The organism is Pseudoalteromonas sp. NZS11_1 (genome assembly GCF_015864275.1).
In the GTDB taxonomy this organism is placed as follows: Bacteria; Pseudomonadota; Gammaproteobacteria; order Enterobacterales; family Alteromonadaceae; genus Pseudoalteromonas; species Pseudoalteromonas arctica.
Genome location: NZ_JADYXK010000004.1, coordinates 92,090 through 111,379, shown reverse-complemented (window position 1 = coordinate 111,379; position 19,290 = coordinate 92,090). Strand labels below are relative to the sequence as shown.

General features: G+C 39.7%; 16 protein-coding genes. 13 read left to right on the top strand and 3 right to left on the bottom strand.

Features of this window, described 5'->3' with window-relative positions; all coding sequences use genetic code 11:
* Positions 1-17: 17 nt before the first annotated feature.
* The 5 genes from I6F44_RS05295 to I6F44_RS05275 all read left to right on the top strand — a co-directional run bounded on the left by I6F44_RS05295 (position 18) and on the right by I6F44_RS05275 (position 6,618).
* Positions 18-1,073 (top strand): agmatine deiminase family protein, encoded by a 1,056-nt coding sequence (locus tag I6F44_RS05295; RefSeq protein WP_197173392.1) that lies wholly within the window; start codon positions 18-20, stop codon positions 1,071-1,073.
* A complete protein-coding gene (locus I6F44_RS05290) occupies positions 1,070-1,963 on the top strand; it encodes a carbon-nitrogen hydrolase (protein ID WP_121954928.1) in 894 nt (297 codons plus the stop codon). Before I6F44_RS05295 ends, I6F44_RS05290 begins: the two co-directional genes overlap by 4 nt.
* A gap of 71 nt (positions 1,964-2,034) precedes the next feature.
* A complete protein-coding gene (gene mfd, locus I6F44_RS05285) occupies positions 2,035-5,508 on the top strand; it encodes a transcription-repair coupling factor (RefSeq protein ID WP_197173391.1) in 3,474 nt (1,157 codons plus the stop codon).
* Positions 5,508-6,344, top strand: a complete 837-nt coding sequence (locus I6F44_RS05280; RefSeq protein WP_121954926.1) for a peptidoglycan binding protein CsiV — start codon at positions 5,508-5,510, stop codon at positions 6,342-6,344. Before mfd ends, I6F44_RS05280 begins: the two co-directional genes overlap by 1 nt.
* Before the next feature lie 19 nt (positions 6,345-6,363).
* Entirely contained in the window at positions 6,364-6,618 is a 255-nt protein-coding gene (locus tag I6F44_RS05275; protein ID WP_007585664.1) for a hypothetical protein, read from the top strand.
* Between the two features lie 49 nt (positions 6,619-6,667).
* On the opposite strand, the gene I6F44_RS05270 is transcribed toward I6F44_RS05275, so the two are convergent.
* From I6F44_RS05270 to I6F44_RS05260, 3 genes are all read right to left on the bottom strand, one after another.
* A complete protein-coding gene (locus I6F44_RS05270; protein ID WP_007585662.1) occupies positions 6,668-8,020 on the bottom strand; it encodes a hypothetical protein in 1,353 nt (450 codons plus the stop codon).
* Between the two features lie 104 nt (positions 8,021-8,124).
* On the bottom strand, positions 8,125-10,707 hold the full coding sequence (locus tag I6F44_RS05265; RefSeq protein WP_121954925.1) for a TonB-dependent receptor plug domain-containing protein: 2,583 nt from the start codon (positions 10,705-10,707) through the stop codon (positions 8,125-8,127).
* Between the two features lie 621 nt (positions 10,708-11,328).
* Complete coding sequence (locus I6F44_RS05260) at positions 11,329-11,754, bottom strand: hypothetical protein (protein ID WP_121954924.1); 426 nt, start codon at positions 11,752-11,754, stop codon at positions 11,329-11,331.
* Positions 11,755-12,093: 339 nt separating this feature from the next.
* Between I6F44_RS05260 and ccoN the strand changes: the two genes are divergently transcribed.
* From ccoN to I6F44_RS05220, 8 genes are all read left to right on the top strand, one after another.
* Positions 12,094-13,527: a cytochrome-c oxidase, cbb3-type subunit I gene (gene ccoN, locus I6F44_RS05255; protein WP_024594372.1), complete on the top strand. Its 1,434-nt coding sequence runs from the start codon at positions 12,094-12,096 to the stop codon at positions 13,525-13,527.
* 12 nt (positions 13,528-13,539) lie between these two features.
* Positions 13,540-14,214: a cytochrome-c oxidase, cbb3-type subunit II gene (gene ccoO / locus I6F44_RS05250; protein WP_010554062.1), complete on the top strand. Its 675-nt coding sequence runs from the start codon at positions 13,540-13,542 to the stop codon at positions 14,212-14,214.
* 6 nt (positions 14,215-14,220) lie between these two features.
* The gene (locus I6F44_RS05245) at positions 14,221-14,406 is read left to right on the top strand and encodes a cbb3-type cytochrome oxidase subunit 3 (RefSeq protein ID WP_010554061.1); all 186 of its coding nucleotides are present in this window, start codon (positions 14,221-14,223) and stop codon (positions 14,404-14,406) included.
* Positions 14,403-15,437 carry a cytochrome-c oxidase, cbb3-type subunit III gene (ccoP, locus tag I6F44_RS05240; protein WP_121954923.1) on the top strand — a complete coding sequence of 345 codons (1,035 nt, stop codon included), beginning with the start codon at positions 14,403-14,405 and terminating at the stop codon, positions 15,435-15,437. Before I6F44_RS05245 ends, ccoP begins: the two co-directional genes overlap by 4 nt.
* Positions 15,438-15,586: 149 nt before the next feature.
* On the top strand, positions 15,587-16,078 hold the full coding sequence (locus I6F44_RS05235; protein ID WP_121954922.1) for a FixH family protein: 492 nt from the start codon (positions 15,587-15,589) through the stop codon (positions 16,076-16,078).
* A gap of 8 nt (positions 16,079-16,086) precedes the next feature.
* Entirely contained in the window at positions 16,087-18,462 is a 2,376-nt protein-coding gene (locus I6F44_RS05230) for a heavy metal translocating P-type ATPase (protein WP_121954921.1), read from the top strand.
* Complete coding sequence (ccoS, locus tag I6F44_RS05225; RefSeq protein WP_121954920.1) at positions 18,459-18,626, top strand: cbb3-type cytochrome oxidase assembly protein CcoS; 168 nt, start codon at positions 18,459-18,461, stop codon at positions 18,624-18,626. The genes I6F44_RS05230 and ccoS overlap by 4 nt, the downstream gene beginning before the upstream one ends.
* Complete coding sequence (locus I6F44_RS05220) at positions 18,619-19,290, top strand: sulfite exporter TauE/SafE family protein (RefSeq protein WP_121954919.1); 672 nt, start codon at positions 18,619-18,621, stop codon at positions 19,288-19,290. The genes ccoS and I6F44_RS05220 overlap by 8 nt, the downstream gene beginning before the upstream one ends.

Here is a 19,290-nt window from a genome sequence, read left to right as displayed (position 1 = left end):
ATTAGTATATAAAATTCATGAACTTTAGACTTTTACCAGAATGGGCCGAGCAAGACGCTGTTATGCTTACATGGCCTCATAAAGACACAGATTGGGCTGATAATTTAGCACGTGTAGAACCTGTATATATTGAGCTTGCTAAGCATATAACAACGCAGCAACAGCTTGTTATTGTGGCGCATAACAGTGCCTTAAAAATGCATATTACAGCATTGCTAAATAGCGCTAACATCTCTCTTAATCGTGTTCATTTTGTAGTAACGCCTACCAACGATACCTGGGCTCGCGATCATGGCCCGCTTACTTGCGCCGCTATTGATTCACCAGAGCAACTAAAAGTATATGATTTTACTTTTAATGGTTGGGGCAATAAATTTGAAAGCGCATTAGACAATCAAATTAATCGTACTTTGGTAAAAGAGCTAAGTAGCACAAACAACCAATATCAAGCGCTCGATATGGTACTTGAAGGTGGCGGTATTGAAATAAACGAGCATGGTGTGTTGCTAACAACCAGCGAATGTTTGCTTAACAAAAACCGTAACTCAGATTTAAACCCTGCTGACATAGAAGTACTTTTAAAAGAGCACTTGGGCGCAACACATTTTTTATGGGTTGATCATGGCTATTTAGCCGGTGATGACACCGACAGCCACATTGATACCTTAGTGCGCTTTGCTCCAAATAATACCCTTGTATATGTGCAGTGTGACGATAAAACTGATGAGCACTTTAGCGCACTTGATGCAATGGAAAAACAACTAAAAACCTTTAAAACTGCCGATAACACCCCATATAACTTAATTGAGTTACCGTGGCCAAAAGCCGCTTATGACGATGAGCAAACACGCTTACCGGCTACCTACGCTAACTACTTAATTATTAATAACGCGGTGCTTGTGCCAACGTATAATGATGCCAATGATGAACGTGCTCTTGCGCAAGTTCAAAAAGCATACCCACAACACACTATTATTGGCGTTAATTGCCAACCAATAATTGAACAATTTGGCAGCCTGCACTGTATTACAATGCAATTACCTCGTGGATTTTTAGCTGGAGCAGCACAATGACAAGCCCTGCAAAATTAACCGTTGCGTTAGTGCAACAAAGCAATACCGATAATGCTCAGCACAATATGGCAAAATCAATGAGTGCCATTCGTGAAGCCGCTCAAAAAGGTGCAAAACTGGTTGTACTTCAAGAGCTACACCGAAGCCTCTATTTTTGCCAAACCGAAAATGTTGACGTATTTGATTTAGCCGAAACCATTCCAGGCCCTAGCAGTAACGCCTTAGGTGAGCTTGCTAAAGAGCTAAGCATTGTTATTGTGGCCTCTTTATTTGAAAAACGCGCTACGGGCCTTTATCACAACACTGCGGTTGTATTAGAACAAGATGGCAGTATTGCGGGTAAATACCGCAAAATGCATATTCCTGATGACCCTGGTTTTTACGAAAAATTTTACTTTACCCCAGGTGATATCGGTTTTGAGCCGATTCAGACATCTGTAGGTAAATTAGGCGTGCTAGTATGTTGGGATCAATGGTTTCCTGAAGCTGCCCGCTTAATGGCAATGGCAGGCGCTGAAGTGTTAATTTACCCAACCGCTATTGGTTGGGATCCTAACGACGATATTGCTGAGCAAACTCGTCAAAAAGATGCGTGGGTTATTAGTCAGCGTGCCCATGCTGTTGCCAATGGTGTACCGGTAATTAGCTGTAACCGTATCGGCCATGAAAGTGACCCAAGCGGACAAAGTGATGGTATTGCGTTTTGGGGGAATTCGTTCATTGCAGGCCCACAAGGCGAGTTATTAGCAGAGGCTAATAACACTGATGAGCAAGTTTTAGTGGTAGATATTGATCAAAAACGCTCAGAAAACGTAAGACGTATTTGGCCGTTCTTACGTGACCGTAGAATTGATCATTATAAAGACCTAACAAAAATATACCGAGACTAAGTAACCTGCGCTCTGGTTAAACAATATAATGGCTCTTACTTGCTAAGAGCCAACTATAAATGGAGTAATAAATGGCGTTTGAGCAATGGGCAGCCTTGCCTTGGGTAAAATCTCAAAAAGATAAAATTCAATGGGGCCAGCTAAGCGGAAGTGGTTTAAGTATTGCCATTGCTGAGGGCGTTAAACAACAAGACAACTTAGTCTTAATTGTTACGCCTGATACACCAAGCGCACTGCGCCTTGAAACAGAGTTAGAATATTTATTACCCGATAACCCGGTAATGGTATTTCCTGATTGGGAAACTCTGCCATACGATCACTTTTCTCCCCATCAAGATATTATTTCAGCCCGTTTAGCCACTTTAAACACCTTAAAAAAAGAACAACAAAGTGTGTTAATTGTGCCTGTATCTACCTTAATGTTGCGCACAGCCCCAGCCTCGTTTATTTACGGTTCAACAATAAACTTTAAAGTAGGCGACAAGCTAGACACACATAACTTTCGTGACAACCTAGAGCAAGCTGGTTATTTAAATGTTCAACAAGTAATGGAGCACGGCGAATACGCTATACGCGGCTCTATCGTTGACTTATATCCAATGGGCAGCCCGCATCCATTTAGACTCGATTTTTTTGATGACGAACTCGACACAATTCGCTTATTTGATGTAGAAACACAGCGCTCTGATGAAAAAGTAGATAAAATTGAGCTACTCCCAGCGCATGAATTTCCTACTAACGACGCTGATATTGAACGTTTTAGAATAAGCTACCGTGAAAAGTTTGGCGCAAGCTCGCAGCAAGATTCAGTATACATGCAAGTAAGCAAAGGTAACTGGCCTGCAGGTATTGAATACTACATGCCGTTGTTTTTTGAAAAGCTAGCGACTATTTTTGACTACCTGCCAGATACAACTACCGTTATGCAGCTGGGTGATTTAGAGCACGCGGCAGATAACTTTTGGCACGATGTAAATGTACGCTATGAAAATCGCAGAGTTGACCCACTTCGTCCATTACTTGAACCCAATGCGCTTTATCAGCCTATTGAAGAGCTGTTTTCTAATTTAGGCAATTTTGCACGTATTAGATTATCCCTTGCAAAGCTTGGTACTAAAGCGGGCAATAAAAACTTAAGCGTTAGCGAGCTGCCTGCTATTCGAATTGATCATAAGCAGCATGAACCTTATGCCGCGTTTATAAGTTATGTAGCAGAGCAAAAAAAGAAAAAAGGCCGCATATTACTCAGTGTTGAATCCGATGGTCGTCGCGAATCATTACTGAGCATTCTAAAACCAAGCGGTTTAAAATTTAAAGAATTTGAAACACTCGAACAATTTACAAAAAGCGCGAGTGATGTAGGTTTAATAGTAAGTCCGCTTGAACAAAGTGTTGTACTGGGTACTAAACCAAGCCTTTCTGTTATTACCGAGCAAGAACTGCTTGGTATAAAAGTATCTCAACGCAGACGCCGCAAGCACAAGTACGAAGCCAGCCAAGATGCGCTAATCCGTAATTTAGCTGAGCTTAAGGAAGGCCAACCTGTTGTGCATCTCGATCATGGTGTTGGCCGTTACCAAGGTTTGCAAACAATTGATGCTGCAGGTGTAATTACTGAGTTTGTTACGATTACTTACGCAAGTGAAGCTAAACTTTACGTGCCAGTGTCTGCATTGCATATGCTGAGTCGTTACTCTGGCGGTGAAGAAGCCAGCGCCCCGCTACATAAGCTTGGCTCAGATGCATGGGAAAAAGCAAAAAAACGTGCGGCTGAAAAAGTTCGCGATGTAGCCGCCGAATTACTCGATATTTATGCACAGCGCCAAGCAAAACCTGGTAATAAATTTACCCTAGATGCCCCTGCATATCGCCAATTTAGCGATAGCTTCCCGTTTGAAGAAACTGACGATCAGCGTAATGCCATAGAAGCGGTATTAGGTGATATGCAATCAAAGCAAGCCATGGACCGCTTAGTGTGTGGTGACGTAGGCTTTGGTAAAACAGAAGTGGCCATGCGTGCTGCTTTTGTAGCGGTTAACGATGATAAACAGGTAGCCATTTTAGTGCCTACCACCTTGCTGGCTCAGCAGCACTATGAAAACTTTAAAGATCGTTTTGCTGATTTTCCTATTGAAGTTGGTGTACTTTCGCGCTTTAACTCCACTAAAGAGCAAAAAGACACGCTTGAAAAAATGGCAAACGGTAAGCTCGATATAGTTATTGGCACACATAAACTTATTCAGCATGACATTAAATTTAACGATTTAGGCTTACTCATTGTTGATGAAGAGCATCGCTTTGGTGTTCGTCAAAAAGAGAAAATTAAAGCCCTGCGTGCCGATGTAGACATACTCACACTAACTGCAACGCCAATACCACGTACACTTAACATGGCCATGAGCGGCATGCGCGATTTATCAATAATCGCAACGCCACCGGCTAAACGTTTAGCGGTAAAAACCTTTGTACGCCAACGCGATGTAGAACTAATACGCGAAGCGGTACTACGAGAAATTAAACGCGGTGGCCAAGTTTACTTTTTGCATAACAATGTGGAAACTATTGACCGTGTTGCGCAAGAAATTAGTGAATGGGTGCCTGAAGCAAGCGTCACCTCAGCCCATGGTCAAATGCGCGAGCAAGAGCTTGAGCAAATAATGACTGACTTTTATCATCAAAAATACAACGTGCTGGTATGTACCACGATTATCGAGACCGGTATTGATGTACCGACAGCCAACACCATTATTATGGATAGAGCCGATAAACTTGGCCTTGCGCAATTACACCAATTACGTGGACGAGTTGGTCGAAGCCATCATCAAGCGTATGCCTATTTACTCACAGGTGACCCTAAAGCACTGTCTAAAGACGCGAGTAAACGCTTACAAGCAATTGAATCATTAGAGGATTTAGGCGCGGGTTTTGCCCTTGCTACACACGATTTAGAAATTCGTGGCGCTGGTGAGTTACTTGGCGACGATCAATCAGGTCAAATGCAAACAATCGGCTTTAGTTTATATATGGAAATGCTTGAGCAAGCCGTAAATGCGCTACGTGAAGGAAAAGAGCCAACGCTTGAAAATCTACTTAAAAAACAAACCGAAGTAGATTTAAAACTGGCTGCACTATTACCTGATGATTACATACACGATGTTAATGCACGCCTAGGTATGTACAAGCGAGTTGCTAGTTGTGCTAACCTTGATGATATGGATGAACTACAGGTAGAACTTATAGACCGCTTTGGTTTAGTGCCTGATGCCGCTAAAAACCTATTTAGCCTACAATTATTAAAAATGCAGGCAAGTAATTTAGGGATAACAAAAATTGAGGCAAATCCAAAAGGTGGTTACTTTGAGTTTAGCCAAGATACTAAGGTTAACCCTAGCTTCATCATTGGTTTGATACAAAGTGCGCCTAAGGTGTACAAAATGGATGGCGCAAATAAACTGCGCTTTGCAATTAGTGAAGCTAACGCTCGCGAACGCTTAAAAATGGTCACTGCAATGATTGCAGATTTCGAAAAAAAGGTTAGCCATTAATGTTGCTAAAAAAATCGCTAGTTATTTTATGCTGCTTGTTTAGCAGCACTGCATTTGCAGAACGCTGGTTTGAGGTTGAGGTGCTTGTATTTAAGCAGCGCCCTGCTCCGTATTTGCAAGAAGATTTTACACTTAAGCACAAAGCTATTGAGGATAAAAACTCTCTAGATTTAATGACACCTCTTTATACAGAGCAAGCAATGCAAGCATGTATAGATGGTGATGAGCGTTTTCAAAAACGCTCTTTTACCGACTCATTAGTTAATTCAAACCCACAATCGGGTGTATGCGGTGACAGTACAAACTACCTACAAAGCTACGATGAGCTACCTATAACACCTCTAGCACCCGCTAAAGATGATATGCAGCAAACTTATTTATTAGCGCCAGAACAACTGCAATTTAAAGCGCAGTACCGACAGCTAGATCGCAAAGGATTAACACCTATTCTACATACTGGCTGGCGCTTTGAAGGCGCAAGTAAATCGCGTGCTCCAAGTATGCATTTAATAGCAGGTAAACACCTTAAAAGTGATCCCAACGTAACCCCTAGCTATTCAAATCCTGATTTTGTAAGTTTATTAAACTCACAACCTGAACTGTTTAACGACCCAAACCAATCAAAAGCAGAATGGGAACTAGACGGTTTATTTAAAATACACTTACGACATTATTTATACATTACAGCTAATTTTGATATTAGCCAAAAACTAGAAAATGGCGATATAGAGTCAGCCCGCTTTTCTCAGTTTAGACGTGTAATAAGTGGTGAAGTACATTACTTTGACCACCCACGAATGGGCATGATCGTCCAAATCAGAAAATTCAAACATTAATACTAAGTAGGATATAACAATGAAAAAACTCCTTATCATCGCAGCTACACTAAGCCTTGCGGCTTGTTCTAAGGTAAGTCTTGAGAGTTACGAAAAAATCAAAGTAGGTATGGACAAGACTGAAGTTGAAACCATTTTGGGAAGTGCAGATAATTGTGTTGAAAAAACACTGCATACTAATTGTGTGTGGGGCGACGAAGCAAAAAATATCGAGATCACGCTAGTATCAAACAAAGTAACTTTATATAGTAAACATGGTTTAGCTAATAAATAAATTTAAAAAAGGGACTGATTTTATCAGTCCCTTTTTTAATTACTAAAATTCATTTTTTGGAGTAGATAAGCTCAATATTAACGATTTTACTACGATTTAACGTTATTTTATAGCGTTGGTAGAGTGTTCTATCTTCCTCAGTTAGCACAAGCACCATGTTAAGTTGATAGCGCCGTTCAACCGCCTGCTTAGAAATTTTATTACTATCTAAATGATATAACTTCCCTTCACCACGCTTTAAATAACGCGCAAATGGTGCAAGACTAAATTGCAGTGTTTGTTGCAGTGTATCGTAACCGGGTAAAAATTCTTTTGCACTAACACGTGTCTCACTTGCAAAGTGTAACCACTGCGCGGCTTGTTTATTTTGCTGACGACGCTTTGAAAAAATAGATCTAACTTCTTTAGGTATTTTTTTAAAGCGTGTGTATTCAAGCCAAATTAGCTGACTCGCTATTTTGTCTTTGGTAATACTATTTTTAAAACTAAATCGCCACTTAGGTCGCCCTTGTACAATAGCTCGCCAGATCATACGTGTAATGTCTTCTTTAAATATTTCACGTAGCCCGTAAATAACCCCTAAAATTAAAATAAGCGTCGCGGTGACTTCAGTAAACGTTGAGCGGGCATTAAGTATCACAACCATCACAAATGCCATGATAACAGCTGTTACAGTGCCTTTAACTAATCGTTTAAGGTAGCTGTTAAGAAAACGCGTTTGGCGCTGTAATATAACGCCATGCTCAATTAAACGTTGTAACAAGCGCATTTTATTTGTTATTCGATTTGCGTCTTGCATGGTGGTTTCAGAATTGTAGCTTTTCTCTGCTCGGTACGTATTTTCGTTTTTACAAAACTGCAGTAAATCGTTACGCTCTTTTGCATAATCGCTACTACGTGGGCCTTCATCTAAAAGCTTTAAAAATGATTGCTCAACATGCCAACTTAAATAGTTGTCAGCATTGGTAAAAAATGGAAGTAGTTTTTCGTCATCTGGCGTGTAGCGACGCAGCTTTTTTAAAAGTCCTTCACTTTGTTCATATACTTCGTTAGCGCGTTTATAAAAGTCTTCTGCTTCATCAATTTTTAACGCGTCTTTAATGTCGGCGTCAAGGGCTAAACGCACTTGGTAACAAAATAAATTAAGGTTTTGACGGTAATCTTGCTGCTCACCTTTGTTTTTACTAACAAAACGGCTTCGTACTAATGGCAAGTGTATATTGTTAGCATTGTAGGCTAAATGCGATTTAAAGTGGTTATTAAAGTAAGATTCTTCGGTAAGCGTTTGCGGATTAATCCCCATTTCATTAGGGATAGAAAAATACAGATCTATGCGCTGTTCAGAACGAGGAGTTAGCTCTGGTTCAATGACAAAAGATAAGTTTTCATCTTGTTTTAACAATCAGTTCTCCTTCTAAAATATCGTTTTAGTGTACTTGTCTCCTTTGTTTTGTTCAATAAAAAAGGCTCAGTAAATACTGAGCCTTAATACGATTAATGTGCTAGTTAAAATTTAACGTTTACACCAGCAAATACACGACGGCCAAGTACATCATATGTGTACGGGTCAGTATTAGAATCGTTGTTACCTGAGTAGTATGGTGGTTGCTTATCAAATAAGTTATTTACACCCGCAGTTAACGAAACCATGTCACTGATAAAGTACGAACCGCTCACATCATGGTAAACAACAGATGGTGTTGTTGGTGCATAACATGTAGATTCTTTACCTAAACAGCTGTAGCTATCCATTCCTGCAATGTAACGTGCTTTGTAGTTAGCAGACCAAGCATCACCTTTAACATCTAGCTCAAAGTTTGCTTTTACGTCAGCATAACCACCTATACCAGAAGTAATTAAACCAGCGTAATCAATGTTTGATTCAATAACATCAACAGTGTACTCGTCAAGGTAAGTAACATCTAATGACGTATTCCAAGCAAGACCAGCTAAATCAAATTTGTAATTTAAGTTTAAGTCATAACCTTTTGTTTGCTCATAACCTACGTTTTGTAGTTGGTTATTAAACGAGATACGACCTGTGCTTTGATTAAAATCGATATTTGCTGAACTACAAAGTGCTGTTGATTGATTCGCTAAAGAGCCATCTGATGCAAGACATGAATCAACAATGTATTGGTTGTTTACTGTAGAAATAGCGTTTTCGATTTCAATGTCGTAGTAATCTAACGTCATTGAGAAACCTTCAAACCATTCTGGTTCGTAAACTACACCAACGGTAACTGTATCAGCTAATTCAGGTGTTAATTGGTCATTACCACCAACGGTTACTTCAGCCTGATCTTGTGCATCGGTGAAGATAACTTGCTCATAAGATGGAGAATCACCTGAGTATAACTCAGCAACTGTAGGAGCACGGAAAGCTGTAGAACGAACACCACGAAGCATTAATTCATCGTTTACACGCCAAGTTAAACCAAGTTTCCACGTTTCATCAGAACCAAATGTGCTGTAATCAAAAGCACGGATAGCAGCGCTTAATTCTACATTTTGTGCAAGATAAGCATCTGCAACTAAAGGAATAGCAAGCTCAAGGTATGCTTCGTTCACATCGAAACGACCGCTTGTTGCGTCAACACGTGGGTCATTTGCAAGACCTTGTGAAGTGATTGAATCTGGTGTGTACCATGCTTTTTCTTCACGGCGTTCAAGACCTGCAGCAAAACCTACAAAGCCCGCAGGTACTTCCATTAACTCACCAGAAAGCGCAGCTGTAATCATAAATAATTGACTGCCGCCTGAGTTTTGCTCAGTATAAACATAGTCACTAAAGCTACTGCTTGACCATGAAGCTTGTGAAAGTGGGTTAAAGTTACCAGCTTCAATTTCGCTTTGAATTGAACCCATATTGTGAAGGTTGCTTAAGCGATCTACTGAGTCATTACGACCAAAAATAACTGATGTATCCCACTCTAAACCGTTATCTAAATAACCTGCAGCACCGATAACAGAACGAACTGTATCAACTACTTGAGATGAATCACGTGTACCAGTGTCAGCCATACGACGACCGTAAGAAACTTCATCACCGTAATTAATATTTTGGTCGATTAAAGAATCACCCATCCACTCAGCGTAGTCAAAGTCGAACCATACTGGTTGAGGTGCTAATTGCTGCTCTGACCAACGTTTTGAGTATGTAAACTCAGAGTATAAACGCGTCTCATCAGTTAAATCAAAGCTACCAATACCTGTAAGGTTTAAACGGCGCATTGGCGTGTATAAGTAACTAGATTGCGAATAGTTGTAAGCATCACTAGTACCATAGTCGTGCCAGCCATTATCAGCTTGACCTTGCAAAGATTCATCACCTGACCAAACACGGCCATTAGGGGTATAAGGAGAACCAGAGCAGTAAGGAGCACTTCCATCGCCATCTTCAGTTAATGGACAATCAGAAAAGCTACGATCAGCCTGAGAAGCATCGCCACGGTCAGTGTACTGTAAACCAATTACAACGTTACCACGACCGAAGTTACCACCCATCGTAATATCAAAAGACGTTTCATCTGCATCACCTTCAGTAGTGATTGCTGATTTAACATTAAGGTCTAGGCCTTCAAAGTTATCTTTTAAGATAATATTCACAACACCTGCAACAGCATCAGTACCATAAACAGCAGATGCGCCATCTTTAAGTACTTCAATATGCTTGATCATAGATACCGGAATAGTATTCAAATCAACTGTAGAAGCTGCGCCTGTACCTGAGTTGATCATACGGCGGCCGTTTACAAGTACTAAAGTACGTTGTGAACCTAAACCACGTAAATCAATTGATGCATTACCTCCAGAACCATTATTGATACCTGGGTTTGTCATTGCGCCGCCTGTAGCGGTCATTTTTTGTAGTACAGAATCTACTGATACAGCGCCTGAAGCAGCGATATCGTCAGCACCGATAATAGTAACTGGGCTAGCGGTTTCCATATCTGCGCGCTTAATGCGAGAACCCGTTACTTGAATTTTTTCGATTGCTTGTGCTGAGTCTTCAGCAGCTAGAACTTGCACACTTGAGAACATTGGAAATGCTGCGATTACAGCTAAACCAAGAGTTGATTTTTTCATGAAAGAACCCTACTTGTTGGAAATTTACCTTTATTGGTAATGCTCACTTTTTATTAGAATAGTGAGTCAGGTGGGCAACTTAGGCGCATTTAACTGAACGAAAACTTAACGGCAGTTTAATTTATGCTAAGCAATAAAATAAAATAACCATATTGGGTACATAGGTTGCATTATGTTTCAGTGTTAATTAATAAATACATTTAAAAAACAGTAACCTGGTAAAATAAAGAAACATTAGAAATACACCTGAAACCAAAGTGATTCACTTTGTAATCAAATGTAATTAATTGAGCCGTGTACCAAAAACAGACAAATTAACAACTTAATCACAGCACATTATTAAAACCGCAAAACTAAATGTTAATTAATAACCATATTTATGCATACTTGGTGCTTAAATAGTCTTATTTAACCTCTTTGGAAGGGTTTTTGATTAGATTTTTTATTCAGTCGCAATTAAAGTTGAACTTTTTGAGAGCACTTATTCACTGTTGAGGTTTTATCAGTATCAAAACCGAAAAAGGCAATTTTATTGATCTTGTCACTCAAATAATCGTATGTATAAGAAAACGAACTCACATCAAAAATGTAAGCTGTATGCAAGAGTTTGCAGTCGCAACTTTAATACGTTACATAAAAAGAGTAATTGAGTGTTTGTATTAAAGAGGTTGTATTATCTTTGACTGTTAGCTCTAAATTCCAGAGCATATTTTGCTCAGAACAAATGCCAACCATGGTATCACTTTGCCAAAGGCCATTATGTTTTTTAAATTGCTGAGGAATGTAACCCATATACATAGTAATGCCTTTAAGCTTGGCATCTTCAATTGTAAGGTTTGTTGGTAAATCACTAAGAATAGTAAATGGAGTTTCGGGAGAAAGGGTTTTCTCGCTTAACCATACTTTAACATCATTTGAAAAAGTACAAGGCAAATTGGCTGAGCATGTGGCATTTTCTAGAAACTTTTCATCTGTATTTTTGGAAAAATCACATGCTGTTAATAAAAAAAATACCGCCGTGAATAAACTTAATCTATATATAAGCATAACAATTTCGCACTAAAGAAAAACAAATACTAATAATCGCGACTGCAAATAACAAGTGCGAGTGTTACTATTAAGCCAAATTAGGCACAAACTGTATCAAAAAATAAACAACAAGCTCACAAACATTGATTGATGTCATAATTTTATGTAATTGACCTATCTTTTTTAGGCCAAAAAATTTATCATTTCACCCGCAAAAAATAAGGGTTTCTCAAGTTTTTTTTCTGAAGCTTTCATGTATTGAAAGTTTTAGATAACACGCTTGAGAAAATAGTAGGCCCCACTTTTAAAGGTGGGTAATTCATTTCTAAACGCATTTATTGCAGCGGAAGCCAGAAAATGAGCCAAACAGTAGCATCACAAACTGAGTATAACTATAAGGTTGTACGCCAATTCGCTATTATGACAGTGATTTGGGGCATCGTTGGCATGAGTATTGGGGTTCTGATTGCTGCCCAATTAGCTTGGCCAGCACTTAACTTTGATACACCATGGTTAACTTACTCTCGACTACGTCCGTTACACACGAACGCAGTAATTTTCGCATTTGGTACCAGTGCACTTTTTGCGACGTCTTATTACGTCGTACAACGTACTTGTCAAACGCGTCTTTTCTCAGACAAACTCGCCGCCTTTTCTTTTTGGGGCTGGCAGCTAGTTATAGTATTAGCAGTAATAACGCTACCGTTAGGTATTACTAGCTCAAAAGAATATGCAGAACTTGAATGGCCAATCGATATTTTAATCGCTGTGGTTTGGATTGTTTACGCAGTTGTATTTTTTGGTACTTTAATTAAGCGTAAAGTGTCGCATATTTATGTTGCTAACTGGTTCTACGCTGGCTTTATTATCACTGTTGCAGTACTTCATATTGTAAACAGTATGGCAGTGCCTGTCTCGTTAACTAAATCATATTCAATCTATGCAGGTGCCGTAGATGCGATGGTTCAGTGGTGGTACGGTCATAACGCTGTAGGTTTCCTACTTACTGCTGGTTTCTTGGGTATGATGTATTACTTTGTACCTAAACAAGCAGGTCGTCCAGTGTACTCATACCGTTTATCGGTAGTTCACTTTTGGGCTCTAATTTCATTATATATCTGGGCTGGTCCTCATCACCTTCACTACACAGCGCTTCCTGATTGGACGCAAAGTTTAGGTATGGTTATGTCTATTATCCTATTCGTACCGTCTTGGGGTGGTATGATCAACGGTATTATGACGCTATCTGGCGCGTGGCATAAACTACGAACTGATCCAGTACTACGCTTCTTAGTTGTTTCATTGTCTTTCTACGGTATGTCTACGTTTGAAGGTCCAATGATGGCAATTAAATCTGTAAATGCGTTATCTCACTACACAGATTGGACAATCGGCCACGTACACTCAGGCGCACTAGGTTGGGTTGCTATGATTTCAATTGGTGCTATTTACCACTTAATTCCTGCGCTATTCGCGCAAGGTCGTATGTATAGCGTTAAATTGGTTAATACCCACTTCTGGTTACACACTGTAGGTGTTGTTTTATACATTGTTGCAATGTGGATTTCAGGTGTAATGCAAGGTCTAATGTGGCGTGCAGTGAATGCTGACGGTACATTAATGTACAGCTTTGTGCAGTCTTTAGAAGCGTCGCATCCTTTCTATATCATGCGCTTTGTAGGCGGTGTATTCATCGTAACGGGTATGTTAGTTATGGCTTATAACGTTTACCGCACTATTTCAGCTGAGAAAGAATCTCTGAAACTAGACGCGCAAGCACAATTAGCATAACGGAGTGAGATGATGAGCAAGAAAAATTCACAAAACAAACATGAAATAGTAGAAAAGAACGTTGGCCTTATGGCTATTCTGACTGTTTTTGCTATTAGCTTTGGCGCGTTAGTTGAGATCACTCCGCTAATGTTTCAAGACGATACAACTAAACCAGTGGAGGGTTTACGCCCTCTTAACGCTTTAGAAATGGAAGGCCGCGACCTTTACGTGCGTGAAGGTTGTTCTAACTGTCACTCACAAATGATTCGTCCTTTTCGTGATGAAGTTGAGCGTTATGGTCACTACTCTGTAGCAGGCGAATCAGTATGGGATCATCCGTTTTTATGGGGTTCTAAACGTACTGGTCCTGACTTGGCTCGTGTTGGTAAGCGCTACTCGGATGATTGGCATTATGCTCACTTAGTTGATCCACGTGCTGTGGTTCCTGAGTCAAACATGCCAGGCTTTCCTTGGTTAGCAGAGAATACGGTTGATACAAGCCTTACTCTGAAAAAACTACAACTTTTCCGTGATACTTTTGCTATTAACCCAGAAAACCCAAAACATCCGGGTTTAGGTTATGGCGATGATGCAGAGCTTCAAGCAGATGTTGATAAAGTTAATGCTATGAATGATGGCAAAGGCGCAACAGAAATCCAAGCTCTCATCGCGTATTTACAGCAACTTGGTACCCACTTGAAGTAAAAAATTATGGATTACGGAACATACAGAGGTATTTTGACTCTGGTAATTTTAGTATTGTTTATTGTGATTGTTGCATGGGCATATAGCAAGCGAAGCAAAACTCGTTTTGACAGCGCTGCTAATGCCATTTTTGAAGATGAAAAAAAACATGACAACACGCTCTCTAACGAGGAAAAGGAGTCTGAAAAATGACTAGCTTTTGGAGTATTTGGGTTATTGTATTAACCCTTGCATGCTTATGCATCATCTTTGGCTTATTAGTTTGGAACTTAAAAAACTATGCTGGCGTAAAAGAAGGTGAAAGCTGTGGACATGAATTTGACGGCATTGAAGAGCTAAATAATCCACTACCAAAATGGTGGACTTACATGTTTTTCGCAACTTTCATTTGGTCAGTATATTACCTTGCAGCTTACCCAGGTTTAGGCAACTGGGAAGGTTTAGGTAAATGGACTAGTTCTAATCAAGGTATTACCTCTTTAGCTGAATCTAAAAAAGCAGTTGCAGAGGCAAAAGCGGATGGTCGCTTTGTAAAACTTGATAAAGAGTACGAAGCTGCAGAAGAACGCTTTGGTCCTATTTTTAATAAACTTGCACAAGTACCAGTTTTAGATTTAGTTAACTCTAAATTTGAAGGTGATGCAGCGCAGCAAGTAGCGCTTGATAATGGTAATAAACATGAGCAAACAGATGGCCAAGTAGCCATTGAAATTGGTCAGCGTTTATTTTCACAAAACTGTGCGCAATGTCATGGCTCTGATGCACGTGGTGGTACTGGCTTCCCTAACCTAACTGATAAAGATTGGTTATATGGCGGAACACCTGACAAAATTAAAGAAACACTTCTTTATGGTCGTATTGCAGCAATGCCAGCTTGGGGTCCTGCTCTTGGCGAACAAGGCGTTAAAGAAATGACAGCACATGTGCTGAGTCTTTCTGGTCGTACTGTTAACCAAAAAGACGCAGACGCAGGTGCCGCTAAGTTTGCAATGTGTGCCGCATGTCATGGTGCTGACGGTAAAGGGTCGGTTGCACATAACCTACCGTTTGGCGCGCCTAACCTGACTGATAACATTTGGTTATATGGTGGTTCTCAACGTGCTGTTGAAGAAACACTTGACCACGGCCGTGCCGGTGTAATGCCTGCATGGAAAGACATTTTAGGTGAAGATAAGATTCACTTATTAACTGCCTATGTTTACAGTTTATCGCAAGATAAATAAGCACGCAGTTAATAAAATGTTTATAAATTAATTTATTTAATTCAATAGATTAATCCAGATCAAAAAAGCCTCCACTGTGAGGCTTTTTTTTAGTCTTTTACGTATAATTCCTATAAAATAACGCTTCCTAAACTAATTTTAGAGACACTATGCAACCTACTCCGTGGTATAAAAATTTTTGGCCTTGGTTTTTAATCTTTTTTCCGTTAGTTGCCATTATTGGCTGTATTAGCTTATTTATTACGGCAATAGGTAATGGTCCAGATATGGTTGTTGACGACTACTACAAAAAAGGTAAAGCAATCAACTTAGAACTTACTAAGTTTGAAAAAGCAAAAGCGCTTTATCTGCATGGCGGATTAAATGTAAGCAATGAGCGCGTAAGCTTTAAATTTACAAAAGGCGACAGCAGCAATGTGCATGTATTAAAACTCTCTTTTTACCACCGCACAATTAAAGCACATGATTTTACCGCTACTCTAACCCCTAATGCGAATCAAGAATTTACAGCACTACTTGATAAGTACACACCAGGTGCCTATTCAGTATTTATTGAGCCTATAGATGGCAGTTGGAAAATGAAAGAAAATATAACGTTACCAACTGAACAAACCGTTTTAGTTACTCCTAATTATAAGTAGTAATAACTATGTCTAACTCTTGCTTTCATTGCCTTGAAAGTGTGCCAAACGGATTTAGCGCAAACGTTATAATTGACGATATTGCCCAGCCAATGTGTTGCATTGGCTGCCAAGCTGTTGCGCAAAATATTGTTGATCAAGGTATGACCGATTATTATAAATACCGAACGGTTCGTGCTGGAAAGGTCGAACAGCTGGTACCTGAACAACTCGCATTTATAAAAAGTTATGACAACGAAGACATTCAAGACGAATTTATAGCCACTAACGATGATATCTCAGAGGTATTATTGAGCGTTGAAGGTATAACCTGTGCCGCTTGTGCATGGCTTATAGAAAAACAACTCTTAAATTTAACCTCAGTTAAGCGTGTTGATGTAAACACATCCACCAACCGCGCGATGATTCAATGGGACAAAACCAACACCCCATTGAGTGAAGTTATTACTTCTTTGGCTAAAATTGGTTATAAAGCCTATCCATTTCAATCAGATATTGAAGCTCAGCAAAAACAACAAACTGCCAAAGCCTATATTCGCCGCTTAGGTGTTGCAGGCTTAATGACCATGCAAGTAATGATGTTTGCGTTCGCCATGTACTTTGGCATGTTTTCAGGCATGGACAGTAACTTTGAGCAGTATTTTAGATGGATCAGCTTGGTACTGGCCTCTCCGGTTATTTTATATAGCGCACTGCCCTTTTTAACCAATGCTATAAATGGATTAAAAGCAAAACAGCTCAATATGGATTTACCCGTATCACTGGCTATTTTTGGCGCATTTGGTGCAAGTTGTTACGCCACATTTATGCAAGTCGGCGAAGTGTATTTTGAATCTGTATGCATGTTTACCTTTTTACTGTTATTAGGTAAATATCTTGAATTTAGAGCGCGTTTAAAAGCCAGCGAGTTTACTGCCAATTTACAAAAATTATTACCATTAACAGCCCGCACCATTAACGAAAGTGGCGAAGAGCTTATAATTGCAGCCAAAAAACTAAAACTTAATGACGTAGTACTTATTAAAGCCGGCGAAACAATTCCTGCCGATGGCGAGCTTATTAAAGGTAAAACTACGGTTGATGAATCAATGATGACGGGGGAACATCAACCCGTTACAAAGTTTATTGGCCATAATGTCTATGCCGGGTGCGTTAACCACGACGGCGTTATTGAAATAAAAATTAATAAAATTGGTCAAAATACACTTTTAAATCAAATTATACGCTTGCAACACAACGCATTAACCAAGCGCCCTAAACTGGTTGAAATTACAGATAAAGTTGCGCAATGGTTTATAGCGTGCCTGCTTATATTTGCTTCACTTACAGCTATTGGTTGGTACCAAATTGATCCTGAACACGCATTTTGGATCACTATTTCGGTTTTAGTTGCTACCTGCCCGTGTGCCCTGAGTTTAGCTATACCTACCGCGCTTACATGTGCGGTGGCAACGCTTACTCGCAAAGGCGTATTAATAAAACAAGCGCATGTGCTCGAAACGCTCTCACAAATTACTTTATTTGCATTTGATAAAACAGGCACGCTTACGCAAGGTAAATTTAGCCTTGATGAAGTAGATATAATCGATAAACAATATACAAAAGCGCAAGTGCTAGATATAGCCGCCATGCTAGAGCGTTATTCTGAGCACCCTATCGCCAGTGCATTTGATGAGTTTACGCCAGCTCACCGCAGTCTTAATAACGTTGAAGTACATCCAGGGCTGGGAATTAGCGCACAAGATGCAACTAATCATTACGCAATTGGTAAAAGTGGTTGGTTTAATAGCAAAAAATCAAATGCACAAGCGAGCTTGTATATAAATAAGCAAGTTGTTGCACGTTTTTACTTTGTTGATAAAGTAAAAAGCGATGCTAAAAAGCTCATAGACTCACTTCAATCGCAAAACTTAACCTGTCACATGTTAACCGGTGACGCGTCAGATGCTGGGCTAAAAGTATCAAAGCAACTTAAACTTGAAAGTGTGCAATTTGGATGTTCTCCACAAGATAAGCAAACCGCCGTTGAGCAATGGTCTTCACAAAATGAAGTCGTTGCAATGGTAGGTGATGGTGTAAACGACAGCCCGGTATTTGCTAGTGCGCACTTATCTATTGCTATGGAAACCGGTGCAGACATATCAAAAAATAGCGCCGATGTAGTGCTTCTTAATAGCGATTTAGCCTCCATTGGTCACTTACTTAATGTAGCAAAACAAACCAGACGTATTATTAAGCAAAATCTTGCGCTGTCTTTATTGTATAATGCTTCAATATTACCACTGGCAGCGTTGGGCTTAGTTGCTCCTTGGATGGCTGTTATTGGCATGTCTGCCAGCTCAATTATTGTGATTAGTAATTCACTAAGGCTATTAAAGTTATGAGCATAATTTACATTTTGATCCCTATCGCCATTTTGTTCGTCATTATTGCTATTGGTGTTTTCTTTTGGGCCGTAAAAAGCGAGCAGTTTTCGGATTTAAACAAGCAAGGTCATAGTATTTTGTTTGAAGATGACAAAGAGCAACATAAAAAAAGTAATGATTGACCCTCTTTATACCAGCGCATTTTTAATGGGGCTAATCGGTAGCGGTCATTGCATTGCTATGTGTGGTGGTATTGCAAGCTCATTACAACTGGCAAGTGACAAACGTAAAACATTTACCTATTCATTTGCTTATAATATTGGACGTGCACTGAGCTATATGGTTGCAGGTGCACTTGTTGCTGGTATTAGCAGCCAATTTGCAAGGCAAAACACCTCCTTCTCTTTAGTACTTTCGTTCATTGCAGCTATTTTTATGCTCCTCGTTGGCGTGTATATAATGCGCTTGGGCCCTACTTTGCAATGGTTAGAGAGAATAGGTAAAACCTTGGTGTGGCAACACATTGTTAAACTAAATAAATATTTAATGCCTATTAACTCTCCTTTTAAAGCCCTAGGTTACGGTGCTTTGTGGGGATGGCTGCCTTGTGGACTTGTATACTCAGCGCTTACATGGGCGATGACTAGCCCAAGTGCCCTTGACGGTGCCTTAGTTATGCTTTGCTTTGCTTTGGGTACTTTTCCCGCGATGATCACATTAGGCGTTACCGCACAAAAACTAAATACTATTATTAACCATCCATGGACCCGAATTGTATTAGGCAGTGTTATAATTTGGTATGGTATCTACTTATTGATTATTGCAACTGACAAACTGGTACATTAA